Annotated in this window: 13 protein-coding genes and 1 pseudogene; 7 read left to right on the top strand and 7 right to left on the bottom strand. The window is 49.5% G+C overall.

Annotation, left to right across the window (positions count from 1 at the left end; all coding sequences use genetic code 11):
- Positions 1-91: 91 nt before the first annotated feature.
- The 4 genes from EL628_RS23135 to EL628_RS23120 form a co-directional block, all read right to left on the bottom strand.
- Positions 92-1,465 carry a TolB-like translocation protein gene (locus EL628_RS23135; protein ID WP_126582382.1) on the bottom strand — a complete coding sequence of 458 codons (1,374 nt, stop codon included), beginning with the start codon at positions 1,463-1,465 and terminating at the stop codon, positions 92-94.
- A 197-nt stretch (positions 1,466-1,662) separates the two neighbouring features.
- Entirely contained in the window at positions 1,663-4,665 is a 3,003-nt protein-coding gene (locus EL628_RS23130; RefSeq protein ID WP_161975699.1) for a DUF642 domain-containing protein, read from the bottom strand.
- The gene (locus EL628_RS23125) at positions 4,662-5,171 is read right to left on the bottom strand and encodes a hypothetical protein (protein WP_126582380.1); all 510 of its coding nucleotides are present in this window, start codon (positions 5,169-5,171) and stop codon (positions 4,662-4,664) included. Before EL628_RS23125 ends, EL628_RS23130 begins: the two co-directional genes overlap by 4 nt.
- 225 nt (positions 5,172-5,396) lie before the next feature.
- Positions 5,397-6,488: a glycoside hydrolase family 5 protein gene (locus EL628_RS23120; RefSeq protein ID WP_126582379.1), complete on the bottom strand. Its 1,092-nt coding sequence runs from the start codon at positions 6,486-6,488 to the stop codon at positions 5,397-5,399.
- Positions 6,489-6,804: 316 nt separating this feature from the next.
- Here EL628_RS23120 and EL628_RS23115 point away from each other — a divergent pair, with 316 nt between their 5' ends.
- The 4 genes and pseudogenes from EL628_RS23115 to EL628_RS31060 form a co-directional block, all read left to right on the top strand.
- On the top strand, positions 6,805-8,190 hold the full coding sequence (locus tag EL628_RS23115) for a helix-turn-helix domain-containing protein (protein ID WP_126582378.1): 1,386 nt from the start codon (positions 6,805-6,807) through the stop codon (positions 8,188-8,190).
- Positions 8,191-8,488: 298 nt separating this feature from the next.
- Positions 8,489-11,395: a glycoside hydrolase family 48 protein gene (locus tag EL628_RS23110; RefSeq protein WP_126582377.1), complete on the top strand. Its 2,907-nt coding sequence runs from the start codon at positions 8,489-8,491 to the stop codon at positions 11,393-11,395.
- A 69-nt stretch (positions 11,396-11,464) separates the two neighbouring features.
- A complete protein-coding gene (locus tag EL628_RS23105; RefSeq protein WP_126582376.1) occupies positions 11,465-13,894 on the top strand; it encodes a glycoside hydrolase family 9 protein in 2,430 nt (809 codons plus the stop codon).
- Positions 13,895-14,192: 298 nt separating this feature from the next.
- A pseudogene (locus EL628_RS31060) lies at positions 14,193-15,077 on the top strand (alkaline phosphatase family protein); the annotation flags it as partial.
- A gap of 701 nt (positions 15,078-15,778) precedes the next feature.
- Here EL628_RS31060 and EL628_RS23095 read toward each other — a convergent pair.
- The 3 genes from EL628_RS23095 to EL628_RS23085 all read right to left on the bottom strand — a co-directional run bounded on the left by EL628_RS23095 (position 15,779) and on the right by EL628_RS23085 (position 18,737).
- Positions 15,779-16,618 carry an alpha/beta fold hydrolase gene (locus EL628_RS23095; RefSeq protein WP_161975698.1) on the bottom strand — a complete coding sequence of 280 codons (840 nt, stop codon included), beginning with the start codon at positions 16,616-16,618 and terminating at the stop codon, positions 15,779-15,781.
- A gap of 16 nt (positions 16,619-16,634) precedes the next feature.
- Positions 16,635-17,270 (bottom strand): TetR/AcrR family transcriptional regulator, encoded by a 636-nt coding sequence (locus EL628_RS23090; RefSeq protein WP_126582373.1) that lies wholly within the window; start codon positions 17,268-17,270, stop codon positions 16,635-16,637.
- A 270-nt stretch (positions 17,271-17,540) separates the two neighbouring features.
- Positions 17,541-18,737 carry a type IV pili methyl-accepting chemotaxis transducer N-terminal domain-containing protein gene (locus EL628_RS23085; protein ID WP_161975697.1) on the bottom strand — a complete coding sequence of 399 codons (1,197 nt, stop codon included), beginning with the start codon at positions 18,735-18,737 and terminating at the stop codon, positions 17,541-17,543.
- A gap of 373 nt (positions 18,738-19,110) precedes the next feature.
- Between EL628_RS23085 and EL628_RS23080 the strand changes: the two genes are divergently transcribed.
- The 3 genes from EL628_RS23080 (at position 19,111) to EL628_RS23070 (ending at position 21,638) form a co-directional block, all read left to right on the top strand.
- Complete coding sequence (locus tag EL628_RS23080; protein WP_126582371.1) at positions 19,111-19,749, top strand: hypothetical protein; 639 nt, start codon at positions 19,111-19,113, stop codon at positions 19,747-19,749.
- A 17-nt stretch (positions 19,750-19,766) separates the two neighbouring features.
- Positions 19,767-20,465, top strand: a complete 699-nt coding sequence (locus tag EL628_RS30160) for a DUF5679 domain-containing protein (RefSeq protein WP_126582370.1) — start codon at positions 19,767-19,769, stop codon at positions 20,463-20,465.
- A gap of 228 nt (positions 20,466-20,693) precedes the next feature.
- A complete protein-coding gene (locus tag EL628_RS23070; RefSeq protein ID WP_161975696.1) occupies positions 20,694-21,638 on the top strand; it encodes a universal stress protein in 945 nt (314 codons plus the stop codon).
- The last annotated feature ends 37 nt before the right edge of the window (positions 21,639-21,675 follow it).

Below are 21,675 nucleotides of genomic sequence, written 5' to 3'. Positions count from 1 at the left end.
AATGTCCCATTCCACTATGCCAGCCCCGCCATGACATTGTTTCCAATTGAATCCTGGAGGGGCGAACATTGTGGAACCGGAGGAGCCTTCTTTACATTGTTGTCCAGCCCACCAGATTCACGGTGCTCAAGCCACTGGGGGTGGTCGCGATCGCTTTGGCATCTCCGCCAGCCAGCGGACCAATCAAAATGCTCTGGACTTTCGCCGCTGGATTAGTGGATTGAAGGGCGTAGAAGCTACTGTCGCGTGACATGTTCGACCAGGAAAACTGGGTGCTTTCGTTGAAATCGTAGCTCGTCGCATCGTCGGGTGAGACAGAGAGCAGGCTTACTATATTATAGTTGGCTCCAGGGGTTGCATCCATGGTCCAGACATCGTTGGAGAAGGCATTGCCAGCCTCAGTGGCAACGTGAGCCAGCAATAGCAACTTACTGGATGAGATGGCGCGGGTGACCTGGACACAATCCTGTGGCGTGCCCTGAAAGAAGGTTGTGCGTGTTCCCCCTTTCGCAGGACCGCTTGAGACAGTAGAATTATAGGGATTGGCTGCCTGCAAACAGTACGAGCTAAAGAGTTTGGACCCGTCAGGACTGCTATCGAATGAATAGTAGCTCATGCGCGTATCGGTGGTCATAACGTTGACGAGCGCTGGAGAAGCGGTAGTGACATCCATAACGTAGAGCGTGGCTGGAGGTGTGGGCGCACTACCTCCCTCTTTGAGAATGTACACGTTCTTCTGATCAAGCCAGGTCAGCACACGGTAGGTATAAAGGCTATCGTGCTGGCTCAGGAGAGTGGTGAGATGGCCGTTTGTCACATTGAGGAGGGTAATGGTGCTGGTATCGTTATTGATGTTGGTTGAAAAGGCAATCGTGTGTTGATCTTCAGACCACTGGATCGAGATCGGTAGACGCGTACTGGTGCCCTGGCCAGAATACGTGGCATTCGGGAAACAATAGAGCGTCTGCAAACCCTGACCATCCATACGCACCAGTTGGAGCAGAGCACTATGCTCGTGGTCGCCCCGAGGATCTGGAATGCTCAGGAAAAGGATCCATTGCCCATCGTGAGAGACCTGAGCCTGATCGATGCGCAGACCACTGGTTACGATATCGACCTTCTGGCTCGTTGCTGCATCATAACGCCTCAACACACCCGACGAGGTTGAGGTGTTGGCTGGCACGTCATTGTAGATATACACAAGGTTCTGATGGCTCCCCAGGGCCAGCGGGTGCAGCACTGCGGCACGCGCCGTATTGGCAGCCGGGCACGACGTATCCCCAAATGGCCCAGGCGTGGTATGGGTCGCTGTCTGAGCTATTGCTGTTCCCTGGCCACCTGGAGACGTTGTAGCCACTTGATCGCCAGGATTGGCCGGTGTATTGGCACATGCTGTGAGGATAAAAACAAAAAAGATGATGGATAGAGTCGAAAAAATCGAAATCCGCTGAGAACGCTTTAGCATAATCACCACGCTCCTTGCAAGACACACCTTATCAGAAGAAAATCAGATTTCTGATTGATAATAAGCTAATAGGTATTTCTGCTTTGCATTCTAAGGGATTTTTTGGGTCAGCGGTATGAGATAGGCCACACAGTTACTGTGCGTTTGTGCGCATTTCAAGCTCCATAGATCTGAGCTTCTCACAGCAAGCGGATTTCTTACACTGTGCTCGTCTCTACTGCTGACACCAGATCGATCACTGCACCACAATAGCCTGGCGTCAGGCTGATAAATTCCAGTCGTGTTTTTGTGGCAGTTGCCTGTACTATATATGGAAATTTTACATTCATCGCTGTATGTGTGGCATAACTCAGCGAATTGTGCCAGCCCATCTGCTGATTGTTATACCCATGCGAGCTCACCTGAATCTGATCCAGCAGTTTACCGCCCCACCAGATCTGTAATGTCTTGACTGCATCTCCACATTCAGGATTAGCCGCCAGTTCAAACGAGAGTATGTAGGTTCCTCCAATGTTTGTTGGGAGATCTTGATAGAGGGCCCCCGCACTATTTCCGTCCATATCCATTGAATGTTTGCCGTGACCCGATCGCCAGTATTGATTATCCACCAGATCGACACTTCCCGCAGCCACGGTCCAGGCGCTAAAGGTTTGTCCAGCAGAATACTCGTTAAATGATCCTATCGGCACAACAGGAACTTCAAAATCTCCGTCTTTGACGATACCTGTAAAGGCCATTGCCGTTGGTGCCTGCTTACTTACATAGCGCGGTAAGAGTAAAGCAATGATTATCAATAATACTGAGACTAACCACAGCCAGCGCCACCGCCTGCGCCTGTCTCGTACTCTGCTCTCGGCTCTCCTATCAAGCTGATCCACAACTGGTTGTGAAGCAGTCTCCAGGCTGTTTGATACAAACAGACTCTTCGCACGTTGCCAGCCTTTGAAGCCCAGCAGCAGTGCATAGGTGCCGATACTTCCCCAGGCAAGCACTTGCCAGCAGAATATCCAGAACTGATCCCCTGCTACTGGATAGCCAAGCGCTCCCCCAAACAGACGATAGACGAAAAAACAGCCGATCGCAATCACCACTCCCAGCAGAAACGCGCCTACCAGTCCGTTGATGAATCGTTGCCCGTCAGTCTCCCAATACAACAAGGCTGCGAGTCCACCTTGCCAGAGTGCCGCAATCACCAGTGGGACGACGACCAGAGCAAACGTGTATGGATAGAGCTGCTCTACACTCACTACGGCAAGTGAGATCTGATGGAAGAGCAAGAAGAGTGCGCAGAAGAAGACACCCAGCACCAGTGACGTCTCCCCCAACAAGCCCAATTGAAACGGATTGTGTACAGATGGTCTCTCTAAAGTGGTTGGACCCCTATCAGCTAAGCCCCAGCCATAATGATTGGTGGATCTTTGCCTCCGATACCAGAACCAGCTAAACAGCGGCATAGCCCATAATACGATCAGGATGAAGACGACTCCGGGAAGGGGCAGGAGGCCAAAGGCCAGCCACTGGGATATAATCCCATAGAAAACGCGTATATCGTTGGCCTGCAATGTGATTGGCCTGAGTAAAGCGTGATAATCAATGCCCTGTGGAAACAGATAACCCAGCGTTATCAAGCATAAAAACGCCACCCCGGCCATGACAGTCGCCAGCACAATGCTGGCCACCACGAGATTCACGGCGCTTACCCGGCGCGCCATCCTCCTACTCTCAATTACCTCCAGCCAGACGCCCGCCAGCAGAGCCAGCCAGCGGCAGAAACCAGCCAGGATCAGGGCCAGAGCCAGAAGCCAGGGGCCAAAATACACCAGCACGATCTGCCAGTTGAGATAGTAATAGATCAGGAAGGGCGTAAATTGTAATGAGAAGAGAAAACCCAGCACGAAACCCAGAGCCAGATAGAGTCCAAGACGGCCCGTTCCTACCAGGTGCTTTCCTCCCTGGAGTTTCACGAGCAGCATTGCTCGCCAGATCATCTGCCCAACCACAATCACAACCAGCAGGCATAAGAACAGCGAACCAATTATCCCCAAAAAAATCAATGCGGGGAGAGAAATAGTGCTGAGATTTAACGCTGAAGAGAGCGTCAATACCGTAAAATAGAAGGTGGGCAGGCTTAGACTGGCTGCTATCCCCGTCGCCAGCGCCTCCCAGGGACGGAGACGGAAGAGCCTTTCCGGTTGCTGCACGTTCAGTTCTCGCTCATCTGGATACGAGCTCCGCAGCACCTGCCACCACGAACGTCTTCCTCTATTCAAACGCTGCAATGCCTCTGCTAACGCTGTATCGGTGCCTGCCCAATAGCTGGCCTGTACGTCAGCCGCCGCCTCTCTTGATCGTAGGACTGAGCGGTAGAGCAACCAGATGAGCCCCATCATCACCAGCACGCCCCAGAACTGACTACACACAAACTCTATCTTTACCAGTGGGGTCAGGCTCGTAGGTACCACGATCAGCGACCAGAGCATAAACACGAGAAATGGCAGTAAGATGACCAGCGCAAAAACCAGCGTCATTGCACGCGCAAAATAGACCTTCTGAGAATCTTTATGATAACAATGGGCCAGCTCGTGGAGCACACCCGCACGAAACGCCATTGTATCTTGCTGGAATAGCATCACCGTATGAAAAGGCACAAAGAGATAAAGTTGTCCTGGCCCACTAAATACGGACGGAAGCTTCTGCTTTGCCTCCTTGCGATTCGTTACATAACGCAGCTGCACCCATGGTATATAGGTCGCACGCACATCTTCCAGAAACTCTACAATATGTATCCGCTCGTTCCCGCGCACAATTACCGCCTGCCGATAGTGCTCCAACGGCATCAGATTGTTCCATAGAATTTTCAAGCGCGGAAAAAGCCAGTACACGAGCAGTCCCAGACTCAATAGTACGAACAGGCCCACTAGCATCCCCAACGTTTGCCAGCGTTCCGGGACGATACTGCATGTCTGCAACAGTCCATCAGGTGCCATGGCGTTTAGATTCAGTCCTGGATGATTAAATGACTTTTGCAAGCAGTCAGTAAACATTCCTTGCAAAAAGGTGCTTACCAGTTCAACATGCAGCATATAGAGGCTGGCTGCGAGAATGGCAAAGAGCAGCAGCACCAGCCTGCGATCCGTCTCGGTGCCAAACGCCCCCAGGTTCGGTCGCAGCTCAGGTGAAAGAGGAGCTGTTTTTATCACTGGCCTGCCTCTTTCACAGACCGGGTCGCCCATTTACCCACCACGGCTTCCGCGATCTGACGAGCCTTAGGATCTTTCACACCATATTCCAGCGCAGTCGTATGAAAAAAGTTCAGCAGGATCTGCAATTCCTCCCGACTCAGTTCATGCCCCCGCGCAGGTAAGGCCACAGCCTGCTTCTTATTCTTGGGATGCCATAGTCTCCCAATGCGCGCAAATGCGCCTGAAAAGAGAGCCTTTGTTCCATCTGTTACTGCATCTTTCCCACCTTGTAGGATTGCCTGTTGCAGCAGCAGCAAAATCGTTGGAGCCCAGACGGTGATCAGTTCGCCAGCTCCTAACCCGAGATCTACCTCTTCAGAGGTCTGGCGCGTCAGCAAACCTTGCGGGTTCTGTATATATGCCTCCGCAACCAGTGAAAACGATACCAGCTCTTCTGGTGCGATCTCTTCGACCACGTCACGCGCTACCTGCAAAATAAATTCCGTATCGGATAGCTCGGCCATAAGGCAATCCTTTCGCTTATCTGCAAGAAATCGTGTATCACTCAATAAATTGATACACATCCATTTAAACGAGTATACTCTCACAAATTGGCGAATGAACTTATGTTACGGTCCAGAAAAAACCTTATGGCTGATTTATTCATAAAAAAGGTCGAGCACACACCATATTTCGATACCTGTTTTCAATTCCTTTATTGTGAACCGATGCTTCACTTGAAGCAGTCGTTAACTGGAAGGTGTGATCAACGCAAGATACGCCTGCTTGACTTGATTAATCGTCTGCCAATTATCCTCTAAAATACCACCAGTGTCGCCAGAATCTGGATTCCAACACCAGTAGGTCCAATGCATGCCTGTTTTCCCCATCCCCAGATAGCGGGTAAGCGCCTCAAGCCACTGCTGAGCCAGCTCATCCTGTAATCGTGTCCCAAACTCTCCCAACAAGATTGGAGCAATCTTCTGTTTCGCAATATATCCCCAATGTTTATCCCAGATGGTCGGCAGATTTTCAGGATAATCCGAAGCATAAAACCAGGGTTGAGGGTGAACTTCGGGTGGATAGTCATGAGGAGAATAGACCAGACGACCAGGCACATTCAGACGGACGGGATCGATCGCCGCTCCCGCGAGATTCCCACCCCACCAGTAGTGTAGTTCTTCTGATGAGCGCTCATCAGGACCATAGCAATCAACCCCTTCAACAAAGATCAGCCAGTTGGGGTTGACATCAAGAATCGCATTCCCTGCACGTTCAGCAGCCAGTCGCCAATCTGTTAATAGATCACCTCCACCCCAACGAGCAGGCGCATGAGGCTCATTGTGGAGATCTGCCCCAATAACCGCCGTCTGATCACGATAACGTTGCGCTAACATCTGCCAATCAGCAATCCAACGTGTCTCTGGATAGTCTGCGGTATACCAGCAGGCCGATTGTGCGTAAGCATCCGGGCGATGGCGATCAAGGATAATATGTAGCCCTAACTCTCCCGCCTGAAGAATAATCTTGTCCATGATCTCCAGACCCGTCAGGCCTGCCAGATCAGGATTCTTAGTAAAGTCAATCTCGTTCGGTTTACTCTCAGGATCAAAGAGCTGATTCGAATAGGGCAAACGAATGGTGTTATATCCCTGACTCTGTATCTGTTTTAACATATCGCAATAATTTCTCAGCTCAAGACCGTGAACGACATAGGTAGATGTCTCAAAGCCAAACCAATTAATGCCCGCAATGCGAACGATCTGATCGTTGCTATCATAAATATAGTTTTCGTGTGTGTGCCAATATCCTGCACGAGAGGAGCGGTGAGAAGTCGTCATAAAGTACCACACTTTCTTACTATCACTCTTTTTCTCAGAGACACAATGAGACAGAAACTATCTCCAAGCACTCTGTGTAGCATAGAGTACCAATAAAAGTCAATGAAATCATGAATGTGAATAAAAACTGAATAAAAATTTCTTGTGCTAACAAGTAGCAAATATGCTATAGTACTAGATGAAAACCCCGATAGCCAGATCATCAGTTTTTCTTCACTTCCAAAAAGGGGCCCTTTATTGAAGGAGAGAGCATTGACAACTGTATCTTGTCTGTACATAATTGCAATAGATGCATTGAAGCACCTGGGAGGCAATGATGAACAAGGCACAAATCCATCCTCTGCGCGTAGCTCGTTGTCAACATAATTTAACCACCGCCAGGCTTGCGGATGAAGCAAAGGTAGGAGCTTCAACGATTTGGAGAGCTGAGCATAATTACGTCATCAATGCTGAGTCACGACGAAGATTATGCGCTTACTTTGGGAAGAGCTCGCATGAATTAGGTCTCCTGCACCCTGATCTCTCAAGTCCTCAAATGGACCATGAGACATCAATCGAGATTCAGAGCAACAAGCCTGCTCAGACGGCGCTGACAGAATTAGCCACAGATCAGCTTGATAGATATTTACGCGCTCAGGAACCATCAGGGCCGTGGTTAATCTTTGAAGCCCAGAAGCTCTCTTCCTTATTTGATGAACAATGGAACCTTAACGCGATCCTCGAGCCCCTACGCATCATTTTGCAAGGAATGCAAAATATGCCCGCTAGCATCCGAAAAAATGTCCTTCAGTTGGAGACGCAACTCACTACACGCTGTATTTCAGATGAGGAACGGCAACAACTCACCGTTGCGCTCGATACGAGCATTCAACAGAGCTGGCAGATCTTTCACACGTCCAGTCCCAGGCAGGTCATCGTTCTGGGCCAGGCCTTATTGCACCTTGTCCAGCAAACATATGTCTTTCTCGATCCCACCATCTGCCCGGGCTTTTTTTCAACCATCTATAATCTTATCGGGGCTGGCTTTTATTTCCAGAATGATTATGTCGCAGCCCAGCAGGCACATACCAGAGCTTTTAATGTGGCTTATGCAGGGCATGATCTCTGGAATCAGGCTCAGAGCCTGAATTGGTACTCTATTGTGGCCAATGCAGGGGGAAAACACCTTGAGGCTATTCATCATCTGGAAACGGCTTTAGGTTGTATTGAGCAGCGCAATGATTGTGAGTATCTGCGCTTGAAAGCGCATCTATTGGCAAACTGGGCTTACAATGCCTCTATCATGGGCGATCAAGGCACAATGCAACATAAACTTGAAGCTTCGGTTGCTTTCCTTGAACACCTCGAGCCAAATGAAGAGTTTGATCTCGTACGCTGGCACCAGATGGCGGGCGAATGTATGTTGATTAATCACCAGTATGCACAGGCCATCCACCATTTAGAGCAGGCATTAACTCAGCTACCACCAAAATGGCTTGAACGGAGGATTCTTACGCTGATTCCTCTTGCCAAGGCCTATGCTCATCAACAGGAACGTGACGCGAGCATCACCATTGCCAGAGAGGCCGCCAGCGTTATTCATGCAGTGGCATCTTCTCTCCTCCAAAAACGCTTTTCTGAATATCTCTTCATTTTAAAAAACGAATTTCCAGGTGATCGCTGTGTTCGAGAATTTATTAGCAGCGCCTTTGCATCTCTTTAAATAGCGTTACCTATCAATTGATCAATAAAAGACCCCTTCCTTATGCTTCACGTTCAGGGGAGCAGCTAGAACTTTTTGTCTTCTTTTCAGGGTCAGCCCGAAACAGAACTGTTCTCAGCTGGGGTTCGTCGCCCAGCCCAGAGAAAGGAGGTGATGCCTGGCTGCAAAATGCATGCCAATCCATTCCGATCGCTGTTCATTGTAGCTGTCTCAGACAAAGTGACATCCATCCGTCCTGTCGTATGGACGGGTAGTCAACCGAGTACACTAATGAATCTCTATGACAAGGAGGTTGAACATGCGTAAAGGGATAGTCCGATCATTGCTGATGATCACGACAATCCTGGCTCTGGTCAGCGGGCTGCTTATTGGCCAATCACCGGCCACAACCCATGCAGCAGGGGCAACCTGTAAGGTAGACTATTCACTGCCCAATATCTGGCCTGGTGGCTTTACCGCCAATCTTACCATTACCAATCTTAGCTCCACTCCACTCAATGGTTGGACGCTTGGATTTACCTTTCCAGGCGATCAAAGTGTTGGCCAGGGCTGGAGCGCAAACTGGTCGCAGAGTGGAAAAAATGTGACGGCCCAGAGCCTGTCGTGGAACAGCACGATTGCCCCCAATGGCTCAACAACCATTGGTTTTAATGGTGTCTTTACCAACGACAATACCTCTCCTACGGCCTTCACCATCAATGGTGCAGCCTGCAACGGGATCCCACCCACAGTCGCCCTTACGAGCCCAACCTCGGGAAGTTCATTCCAGGCACCTGCGAATATTCCGCTCCAGGCCACAGCTAGCGATAGCAATGGGACCATTACACGGGTTGAGTTCTACAATGGCAGCTCTCTCTTTGGAGCAGTCACGTCCTCACCGTATACCTATTCCTGGAATAATGTTGCAGCTGGCAGCTATTCTCTGACTGCCGTAGCCTACTCGAGCGACGGCTTAAGCGCAACATCGGCCCCGGTTACTATCACGGTGACGCAACCGGTTACTCCGCAGATTCTAACCAGTACCGCCAGCTTGAACGTGGTACAGGGAAATACTGCCTCGCTGGGAATCTCTCTGTCCAAACAGCCTGCAAGCAATGTCGTCGTCTCAGTTGCCGCAAGTGGCGCAACCGGCGTCAAAATCAGCGCTGGATCGAGCTTAACATTTACTCCTGCCAACTGGAACACGCAGCAGACGGTGATCATTGGGGCTGATAATACCTCAACGATTGGCAGTAAGGCAACCATTACCGCATCTGCATCCGGATATGCAGATGTTACGGTGACTGCTACAGTGGTAAGTGGTGGGGGTAGTGGTGGTCAGTACACGCAGCGTTTCCTTGATCTCTACAATGATATCAAGAATCCTGCCAACGGCTACTTTAGTTCACAAGGTATTCCCTATCATTCGGTTGAGACCTTAATCGTTGAGGCCCCAGATTACGGCCATGAAACAACCTCTGAAACGTTTAGCTACTGGCTCTGGTTGGAAGCCACTTATGGCGAAATCACAGGCAGTTGGAAACCATTCAATGATGCCTGGACCACCATGGAAACCTATATGATCCCTTCCCATGCGGATCAGCCAACCAATGCAGGCTATAATGCCAATAGTCCGGCTCAGTACGCTCCAGAGTCCGTCAATATTACAGATTATCCAGCTCAACTGGATAGCAGCGTGAGTGTTGGGCAAGACCCTCTTGCTGCTGAACTCCAACAGGCCTATGGCACGCCAGATGTGTATGGGATGCACTGGCTGCTTGACACCGATAACTGGTATGGCAATGGACACTGTGGCGATGGCACGACGAAACCATCTTATATCAACTCCTATCAGCGCGGAGCCTCCGAATCGGTCTGGAAGACAGTTGTGCAGCCAGATTGTGATACGTTCAAATATGGCGGGCCAAACGGTTTCCTGGATCTTTTTACAAAGAATGTCAATAATGGTGCTTACTCTCAGCAGTGGAAATACACCGATGCGCCCGATGCCGATGCACGCGTCGTCCAGGCTGCTTACTGGGCCTATATGTCGGCTGCTGCCCAGGGAAAGAGTGCGGATATCGCTGGTACGGTAGCTAAGGCGGCAAAAATGGGCGATTACCTGCGCTACTCCTTCTTTGATAAGTACTTCAAAAACCCTGGCTGTCAGAGCTCAAGTTGCCCGGCTGGAACTGGAAAGAGTAGCTCAAACTACCTGCTGTCCTGGTATTATGCCTGGGGTGGGGCGCTACCTGCATCTGGTACCTGGGCATGGCGCATTGGGTCAAGCGCCTCTCACCAGGGCTATCAAAACCCGCTCGCAGCCTGGGCTCTCAGTACAGTGTCTGCACTTAAGCCTCTTTCTCCAACTGCCGCCAGCGATTGGTCAAAAAGCTTAAGCCGACAGTTGGAGTTCTATCGCTGGCTGCAATCCTCTGAAGGTGGTATCGCTGGTGGCGCAACCAATAGCTGGGAAGGGCACTATGGCATCCCTCCTGCTGGCGATCCAACATTCTATGGTCTCTCGTACGACTGGCAGCCTGAATACCATGATCCTCCAAGCAATAACTGGTTCGGCTACCAGGCATGGTCAATGGAGCGCGTTGCTGAGTATTATCACGAGACGGGCGATGCCTCTGCAAAAACGATTCTCGATAAATGGATCGCCTGGGCCCTTGCCAATACAAAGCTCAATTCCGATGGCACCTATGCAATCCCCTCAACGTTAAACTGGACAGGACAGCCCGATACCTGGAATGCCAGCAATCCTGGCGCAAATGCTGGTTTACATGTCTCTGTGGTTGACTATACGACAGATGTTGGCGTGACAGCCGCTCTGGCAAAAACCTTTATGTACTATGCAGCTAAGTCTGGCGATTCTGCCTCGCAAACGACTGCAAAGGCTCTGCTTGATCGAATGTGGACGAATTATCGCGATAGTATCGGTGTCTCCAATCCTGAAGTTCGTACCGACTATAGCCAGTTTAATGATTCGGTCTCGATTCCTGCTGGCTGGACCGGGAAAAACGGACAGGGGGCGACCTTGAATTCGTCAACGACCTTCCTGACTGAGCGCCCCAATTACGTCAACGATCCTGCATGGCCAAAAGTGAATGCCTACTTGAATGGTGGAGCCGCTCCAACCTTCACCTATCACCGCTTCTGGGCACAGGCGGATATCGCTCTTGCCAATGCTGATTATGGTTTGCTCTTCCCGAATTCGTAGTCAGGCCAGTTATAGTCAGAGCCTGTCATAGAGTTATGACAGGCTCTTCTCAGAAAGGATGACTCAGCAATGTCGCTCCGCTCTCTTTTTGGCACAACGTGGCACAGGCGCGTACTCTCTAGCCTATTGGCGACGGGCCTGATGCTTTCCGCTCTCGCCTTCTCATTTGCCCCCTCCTACCTGACCCATGTCAAGGCTGCTCCAGCCTTCAATTATGGAGAGGCCCTTCAGAAGTCTATCTACTTTTATGAAGAACAATCGTCTGGCCATAAACCTGATTGGAACCGCGTGCCCTGGGTTGGCGATTCTGCGCTTAATGATGGCTCTGACGTTGGTCTGAATCTTACTGGCGGCTGGTATGATGCGGGTGATCATGTGAAGTTTGGCTTGCCTATGGCCTATTCCGCTACCATGCTGGCATGGGGGGTGATCGCGAACCGCGATGCCTATACCAGTGATGGTCAGTTGACAAACATCATGAATAACCTTCATTTTGTGAATGACTACTTTATTAAGGCCCATCCAGCTCCCAATGTCCTCTATGGACAGGTGGGAAATGGAAGTGATGACCATGCCTTCTGGGGCCCTGCTGAAGTGATGCAGATGAACAGGCCTGCTTATAAAATTGATGCGAGCTGTCCTGGATCAGATCTCGCTGGTGAGACGGCTGCTGCGATGGCTGCCTCCTCTATCGTTTTTAGTTCGACGGACGCAACATACGCAAGTACGTTGCTGGATCACGCCAAACAACTCTACTCGTTTGCGGATAACTATCGCGGAAAATACGACTCCTGTATTACGGCTGCCAGTGGCTATTATACCTCTTATAGTGGCTACAATGATGAGCTGGTCTGGGGTGCAATCTGGCTCTATCAGGCGACCAACGATCCTTCCTATCTGACCAAGGCTGAAAACTACTATGCAAACCTTGGGACGGAGCCTCAATCGACAACCCATTCCTATAAATGGACCATTGGTTGGGATGATGTCTCCTACGGGACGTATGTTCTGCTCGCTCAGATTACAGGGCAGCAGCAATACAAAGATGATGCACAGCGCTGGCTCGATTACTGGACTGTTGGGGTGAATGGACAGAAGATTACATATTCACCGGGCGGCGAGGCGTTCCTTGATCAATGGGGCTCGCTCCGCTATGCCGCAGATACTGCCTTTGTGGCGCTCATTTATGCTGATTATCTGGGAGCTGGTAATGCACTGTATTCTCGCTACCACGATTTTGCTGTCGGCCAGATCAACTACATTCTTGGAGCCAATCCTCGCAATTGTAGCTATATGGTAGGCTTCGGCTCGTGCTATCCTCAAACACCACACCATCGAGAATCGCACGATTCGTGGACAAATAATATCGGCAATCCTACCTATCAACGCCATATTCTGTATGGAGCCTTAGTGGGTGGGCCTTCATCGGCCAACGATTCCTTTACTGATAATCGACAGGATTATGCCACCAATGAGCCTGCCGATGATTATAATGCCGCGCTTACCGGTGCCCTGGCTCGTCTCTATAAAGAGTATGGTGGTAGTCCGGTTGCTTCGATGCCCGATAAAGCCAAGGATGATGATGAGATCTATTCTGAGGCTGCAATCAATGCATCCGGAAGCAATTTCACGGAGATCAAGGCTGAGTTTATTAACAAGTCTGGCTGGCCCGCACGCATTACCAGCAATCTGTCGTTGCGCTATTACTTCACTCTGGATGCTGGTGTGACACCCAATATGCTGACATTGAATACAAATTATTCAGAATGCGGCAGTAATTTTCTGTCAGGTCCAACACAGTACGCTGGCAACATTTATTATGTTACGGCAAGCTGTGCTGGAACGCCTATCTATCCCGGTGGACAGAGCGCATTTCAGAAGCAAGTGCAATTCCGCATTACGAGCTCGGGAGCCTGGGACCCCAGTAATGACTGGTCGTTTCAAGGTGTTGCGCCCAATGGATCAAATCCTGTCAAAGTGACCAATCTGCCTGTGTTTGATGGCAATACACAGGTGTGGGGCCAGTTGCCTGATGGAAGTGGTCTACCAACTCCGACTCCCACTCCTGTAACGACGCCTACTCCGACGCCCGTGACGACTCCTACTCCCACTCCTGTAACGACTCCTACGCCTACGCCGACAGCCACACCAACACCTACTCCTACGCCTATTACGGGTAGCGCTTGTAGCGTTAGCTATGTGATCCAAAATCAGTGGCCTGGAGGCTTTACGGCCAATATGACGATTACGAATACAGGCTCAAGTACGATCAATGGTTGGACGCTGGCCTTTACGTTCCCCAATGGACAGCAGATCACTCAGATCTGGAATGGTGCATTGAATCAGCAGGGAAGTCAGGTGGCGATCCAGAATCTCAGCTATAATAACGTGATTGCTCCTGGAGGAACGGTCAATCCTGGCTTCAATGGCTCCTGGACCACGAGTAATTCCGCACCTACGTCGTTTACCCTTAATGGCACAACCTGTAGTATGTCCTGATAGCTGGAAGCCTTCCGTCCTGGTGATTTTAAAGCAGGTCAAGCGGTGTCTTCAACTGAAGGCATCGCTTGACCCATTTTTTTAATGAAACGTGAGCGTCAAATTGACCATGGTGATCTTTTTTGGGTGGTGGGTTAATCTTTCTCATCAGTATTTTTACCAAAATTTAACTCATTATTAATGATAGTAGCGATATAAACATATTACCCTTTATCTGGTGAACCGTCCGATCTTACTTTCATTTTCACTCATTCTATGGAAAATTTATTGACCTTAGAAGACCTGAGGAGTGTACATCATGAAGACCGTTTTTCAATTAGCTACGCGACGCTTTGCTTCCGTCATAGTCGCATTTGTTTGCATACTTCTGCTGATTGCTACAGTGGCTCTTAGCAGTTTTCTGAATGTTTCCCACACCTATGCGCAGACGACGCTGCCTACTCCTAACCATGTTGTCGTTGTCATGGAAGAGAATCATTCGTACAACGAAATCATTGGTTCCAGTAGTGCTCCCTATATTAACTCACTCGCCACTAGTGGAGCTCTCTTCACCAGATCCTTTGCCGTCGCGCATCCCAGCGAGCCTAATTATTTAGCTTTCTATTCTGGCTCGACTCAGGGAATTACCGACGACTCTTGCCCACATACCTTCTCGGCTCCTGATCTCGGTGGTGAATTAATCAATGCAGGCCTGACCTTTGGTGGCTATTCCGAGGGCCTTCCCTCAATCGGCTCGACGGTCTGTACTTCAGGCAGTTATGCACGCAAACATAATCCCTGGGTAAACTTTACTGATGTCCCAACAAGTGCTAATCTGCCCTTTACCAGTTTCCCCAGTTCTGCTAACTTTAGTTCCCTGCCAACTATCTCCTTTGTCGTCCCTAATCTACAAGATGATATGCATGATGGGACCATTCAGCAGGGTGATACCTGGCTGAAACAAAATCTCGATTCCTATGTCCAATGGGCAAAGACCAACAATAGTCTCCTGATCGTCACCTGGGATGAGGACGACAGCTCACAGAGCAATCAGATTGCAACGCTCTTTGTGGGCCCAATGGTCAAAACGGGGCAGTATAGCGAGACCATTAATCATTATAATGTCTTGCGCACGATGGAAGATATGTATGGACTTCCAGCTGCCAACAATAGCTCAACCGTCTCCGCGATTACAGATTGCTGGCAGTCAACAGGAACACCAACACCATCACCAACCAGTACCCCTACATCAACTCCCACTTCAACGCCTACGCCTACTTCAACTCCCACTCCCACTCCGACGCCTACTCCTGGTGGTATTACGAATGGTGGTTTTGAGACAGGCGACTTTTCTGGCTGGACGACAGTTGGGACGACCTCAATCAGCACGACTGCTCATGCAGGCTCGTTCTCAGCACGGGCAGGATCGACCTCGCCAACCAATGGTGATAGCAGCATCAGTCAGACCTTCACCGTTCCCAGTGGTGCCAGCACTTTGAGCTTCTGGTATCAGGTTCACTGTCCAGATACATTGCGACATGACTGGGCAACGGCTACGCTGAAAGATAATACGAGCGGCACTACGGTAACTCCTCTGGCAAAAACCTGTAATAATAACGCAACGTGGGTGCAGGTGACGACCAGCGTGACGGCAGGTCATTCCTATACACTGACCTTGACCAGCCATGACAATAATCGCGCCACGTATCCCACCTATACATTATTCGATGATGCTTCCTTAAGCTAAAGCGGCAATCAGTAGTATATCTAGATGTAATTACGCTACGGCTGGTAGAGTGGAGCAGGGAAGAAGATGAGAAACACTTCATCCATTACCTGCTCCACTATCAGATTGCTGAGGTGATTTTATCGCATCCGCTGTGTGTTGGAAGCTGTATGCCTTGCTCATTTCCCTTCCATCTGCGATGTTTCCAATGCGGGAACCGTTGGGATTGGCGAGCCACCCTGCATACGTTGGACAAACGTGTCAAGGGAGTGCGCGAGGCTGAGTGGCTCTTTAAATGGGAGTTGATGGCTGACGTCCAACCACTGGATAGAAAATGCAGGATACAAGAGCCCCAGTTGTTCTCCTCCAGATCGCCACAGAGCATTGTTTCGCTCAGCACGATCCCCCTTTTCCCCGGCAACTTTCGTTGCCAGAACCAGTTCCACGGGACAATTCAGTTGCTCATAGGCTGAAAGAAGCTGCTCGCGGCGTTTATTGAGCTCGATGGTGAGCGCCGCATACTCGTCAGGCGTGAGACGATAGCCCATGCCAACTAGATACAAAAGCAAAGGTCCGAATTTCATCGCTGGTGTGTTGAGTCGCCTTCTGGTGTCCTCGGGATCAATCACCAGGTTGACTGGCACTGCTCCATCAATAAGAAACAACCCTGCCACTCTTCCCGGATGGCGTGCCGTATACCAGACGGCCAGGTCAGCTCCCAGAGACCAGCCAATGATAAGAGGCCGAGGACCAGCAACCTTGTCCATGATGACCTCTGCATCCGTCAGGAAGCTCTCCAGGGAGGTATTGTGTGAGGTGCTGGTTTTCCCATGGTTGCGAAAATCGAAGGTGACAAGCCGATAGTGCCCCTGGAGTTCGCCAATGATTCGCTTCCAGGAGACTTGTGTTGCTCCACCACCATTGAAGAACAGGAGCGTCTGTCCCTGCCCAGTCTCGCTGACGGCGAGTTGCACATCTCCATTGGCGACCTTGTAGTGCTTTACCTTTGTTCTCGACATGCTGTCTCTCTTCTTTCTATTGCTCAAAGAAGCCCTGGAACAGAGCCTGCAATCCAAAGTCAAACTCCTGGTCGGCATTCCACTGGGCAAGCTCTGGCAAGAGCATGTGAAGCCTGGGGTAGTGGTCTGCCGGAAACTGTTGCCAGACCATTGGGCCGTTCGGCCCTGGCTCCAGGCCCGCGACGGCTTGCGTTCTCGTGCCTAGCAGGGTATGCCCAACAATAAAACCGACCAGGCACTGGAGCGCATAGATGGATTGGACGCCAGTGATCTGTGCCTGATGGAGGGTTTCAAGAAGATGATTCAACAGAACGAGAGAGGCTGGTGTGCGCAGCGGACTGGTGGCCACGAGCGGAAGCACTCGTGGATGAGCGCGGAGCACATCCCGAAAGGCATGGGCAATGGCCCACAATTCCTCGCGTGGCGTGGCATGGGGGTGCAGAGGCAACGGTGCCTGAATGATGAGCAGTTCGATTACCCCATCAAATAAGGCTTGCTTACTCTCCACATGGTTGTACAGCGACATCGCCTCGACCCCAAGCGAAGCTCCAAGCTTGCGCATACTGAAACCTTCCAGCCCCTCTTGATCAAGTAAGAACAAGGCCGCTTCCAACACTCTTTGCCGTGTGAGCGGCTCACTAGATTTCGCCATGATCCTTATCCTCTCTAAACTTACACTGTAAGCTTACAATGTAAGTTTAGATCAGAGAATGAAGGTTGTCAAGAGGCCCTTTTATCGATGGGTTTACATTGTTGTACAATCCATCCATTCAACCAATGATCGCTGTGCCTGGCATATTCTGCTCAGTCGCATTGAAAGGAAGATGCCTCTGGAAGCATCTCGCAAGGCTCAGCAAAGCAAGATTAGCATTGTAGGTTTTTTTACTCCTTTGAGTCGCTACTAATTATCTGTAAAAAAACACTATTTTCGCTCTTTACGAAGCTCATCGGGCACAAATGGGTCACGAGAGAAAAAGAGTAGTACGATAAAAAAGATGATCAGTGTTCCTTCGATGAGTATCTCCACTAAAAAGATCTGGTTGGCCTGATAATCTATCTTATTTTGAAGGGCAGTCACAATTGCATCCATCTGGATAAAGCACTGTGATTGATGAGACACGAGAGTAGTCACAATTGCTCCATCAATTGGTCCGTCTGACTCTCTGATAAGAGACTGTGAGGCTGCGCTCATGATCTGATATTCTTTAGTTGCTTGCTGTGCAGCGCGCCGTACTTCATTATCACCATCTCTCAACAGGGTTGTTTGCTCTTGCACAAAAATTGGAAGAATCGTCTGAATATCACTAAGTGCCGCTGTTCTTTCAGATTGAGGACGATAGGCCAGAATTAATGCCGATTTAGCCAGTACCTCACAGCGTGTTCGCTGTAGAGCCGCCTGGTTAAACGAGGCCATTTCGTTGCCAACGCCAAGAGGGATAATTTCCAATCCGACCAGTACCAATATCAATATAACTATCATAAGTCTTCTCGCAAAAAATGCTATTGGCAATGCATTCATTAATCTACCTGCTATCCTCCCCTCTCCATATCTTCCTATCTCCCAGAAAAATGTTGTCATGGCGAGAAAAAACATGAAGAGAAAGAGAATCTCCAGGATGATCTGGATTACAAACAACTGAATGTTACGCTCCTCTAGATGTCGTGGCAGAATGAGTACAAGAGCATTCATGGAGACAAGATAACCGCGTTCATGTAAGGCGATAATATTAACCTCCAGCAGATTGATCGCACGTTGTGGATGCGCAACAATATCCTGAAGTGCTGTCACCAGTGGGAGATAATCACTATTTGCCTGGAGCAATTGGTCCTGTACATCAGAGGCTGGATTACCTTGTAGCGTAGACTGTTCATGCTCAAACACAGATAAGATTGTTTGTAAATCATGCATTGCCTGTGCATGTTCAGGTAATGGACGATATGCCAATATATAGGTGGCACTGGCTAGCATCTGACTCCGCGCTCTTTGCAGACCAGCTTCGTTAATATAATGAGCATCACCACCCGAGAGATTTGGTATCCACTCAAAACCTATAAGCAGCAGGAGAAGAAGAATTTTTGTAAATCTAGCAAAAGTGCGAAACAACTTTGGATGAAGCACAATCCCACCTCCCCAGGTAGCTCAAAAAAGTGTTAATCTGGTCAAGGGGCTTTACAAATTTTTACACATATTCTGGCTCTTCTATTAGAAAGACGCTAGAAAACAATAAGGTTAAATATTTTTTGGGCTCAATATTTTTTTAGACTGTACCATTCTTTTATCCCAAATCAGCTTCCCATCTCATCATTCGTCTGATTATCTTTTTTATCACAATATCGCCCCCCAAGATAAAAGTCCTTGCTCTTTGACAAATATTTTTCATTTTTCTGAGCTTATGCTATTGTTGAGTTTAGATGTATGCCTATGCATCCATACTCATTTTTCCTATGGCTATTGATTGATAAAAAATGTATGCAACAGGAGCTTTACTGTTATGGACATGCCCAATAGTGGGTCTCGTCGTTTTACCTGGCTCTCGTTTATTGGTCTCGCTCTTATTGTGCTTATCTTAATTGCCTGCCTGCTGGCATTCCTTCGACCTTCAACATTCCAAAGGACAGGTCAATGGCTCTCTTTTCCTTCTACATCTCCAGCGGAAACACAGAATACTCATCAGCTCACCTGTAACGCGACCGCGACATCGGTAGCGACCTCAGTCCAGGCCACGGCGAGAGTCTCACCAACGCCTACGCCAACCCCCATGCCAAAAGAGAAGGTGGTGGTCGCATTTACAGCAGGCGGGAATGCGGCCAGAACTCAATATTCCTACTCAGGATCGGTTACGCTCACAATTACGGGTGAAGGACAGGCTTCTGGGCGAGCGTTTTCTGATGCCTTCTATATTTATACCGATCAAGACGGACAGCCCACAACCCCTCTGCTTGAGCCTGCCTATGCCACGCTCTGCATCAATGGTCATCCAGCCAGCGCTCTGGCACAAACGATTCCCACCTACGCTACAACCCATACCTATACTGTGACAATCAATGCACCTGGAGGGTTCTTGACCTTTGGTGTCTGTGATGACTATACAGGCGATAATTCAGGAGCCTTTCTTATTACTATTGCCTGAAACAAAGGGGGATTGCGATGATCTCAAGACCACTGATCTCTCAGACGTATCGACAGCGTTTCTGGGAGTTTTTTATCTTTGGCTTTGTCTTTATAACTCTTTTTCTCTTCTGGCTCGTTATTGGAGCTGGAGTATTTGTCGCTTATTTTACTGGTGGGCTCGCGGGACTCTGTTTTACGGCAGCCTGGTTTTACTGGTATCTTTATGCTCAGGCAGGCCACAAAAACCAGCCAGCTACGCTATCATCTACGGCTGTGGCTCCGGCTGAACCCATCTCAACTCTTCCAGCTGTGGCTCCGGCTGAACCTATCCCAACTCTTCCAGCCGTGGCTCCGGCTGAACCCATCTCAACTCTTCCAGCTGTGGCAACCACACCAATACAAGAAGCCCCACCATTGGAAGAGATACAAACGCCGCCTCAAGAACAATCTGAGCCCGAACATGAACCTGAACATCTAGAGGAACACTTTGAAGCATCGGCTCATACGCTCCCAGCTGTTGTTCTTCAGGGGGTCACTCCCGCCGAGATTCCTGAGATTGAAGCCTACTGTGTCAAATGTCACCAGAAGCAGCCAATGTATAAGCCACGCCTTGTCGAACTGAAAAGCGGGCATCCTGCGTTGCGGGCCACCTGTCCCGTCTGTAACAATGGTCTGTTTCGCATTATTAGTCTACAACAAGAAAAATCCTGGCATATTGAAAAACAAGATCTCTAGGAAAGTCAGAATTGAGAAGGCACCTGGTTCGATCTCGAGCCAGGTGCCTTCTTCATTCTGCTAAAAAAAAGACTGTCGCGAGCCATCAGGTATCCCCTGAATGGTGATGGTAATGAGAGACAATGAAACAGGATGAGAGGAGATTGAGAGATAGCCACTCTATGATCAGCGTGTAAATTTTGAATGCGCCCTCAAGCAACGTTAGACCTTCCCAAGGAGAATAAGGTTATGTTTCAACACATTCTGGTTCCGCTGGATGGCTCACAACGTTCAGAACAAGCCCTTGCACTGGCTGCACATATTGCACGAGTCCACCATAGCAGTATTTTGCTATTACAAAGTATTGAAATTTTGAGCATTTATAGTATGGAAACTGTTGGAATGATGGAACATATTCAGCAGCTTGAAGAACAGGGAGCAGAGAAATATCTCCACAATTTAGAGAAATCACCGTTATTAGACCAGATTCCAGTAACGACACAGGTCTATCAGGGAAATGCGTCTTCGGCTATCCTGGACGCTGTCAGCCATCACGCTATTGATCTGGTGGTCCTGTGCAGTCATGGGTATACTGGTTTGAAACAATGGGTATTGGGGAGTGTGGCCCACAAAATCGCACGCTCCTGCCCGGTGCCGGTATTGATCCAGCGCGATGAATATCCCTTACCATTTGGTGGTGAGCCAGAGGGAGAACACCAACTTCGCGTCTGCATTGCGCTTGACGGATCACCAGAGGCTGAAGCAGTCATAGAACCTGCGATCTCAATTGCGGTGGCCTGTGCTCCAGCGCAGTGTGCAGAGATACATCTCCTACGCATCCTGCCGCCTCTCAATCAGTCCGATGAAGATCTCTTTAAAGAGATCTACCACCTTGATCTCCAGGCTACCATTCACGAACAGGCACAGGCCTATCTGCGTACGGTTGTGAAATATCTGGAACCAATGGTAAAGTCATATGCTGGTATCAAACTGATGAGCAGCCTGAGAAGCAGTACGGATGTTGCGCAGGAGATCATCCAATACGCCGAAAAAAGTAGTCATTGGCCCTCATTCCAGTTGCTCGCCATGACCACCCATGGTCATAGTCCCCTGGATCGCTGGGTGTTTGGAAGCACTGCGGAACGCATCCTCAATCGGACCAGACTACCATTGCTTATCGTACGGCCTGCATAGCAGGGTTCGCAGGTCAGAATGAAAAGGCGAGAAAACA

Source organism: Tengunoibacter tsumagoiensis (genome assembly GCF_003967535.1).
Lineage (GTDB): Bacteria > Chloroflexota > Ktedonobacteria > Ktedonobacterales > Ktedonobacteraceae > Tengunoibacter > Tengunoibacter tsumagoiensis.
Note: the sequence above shows the minus strand (reverse complement) of the source record. Positions and strands in the feature narration are given on the sequence as shown.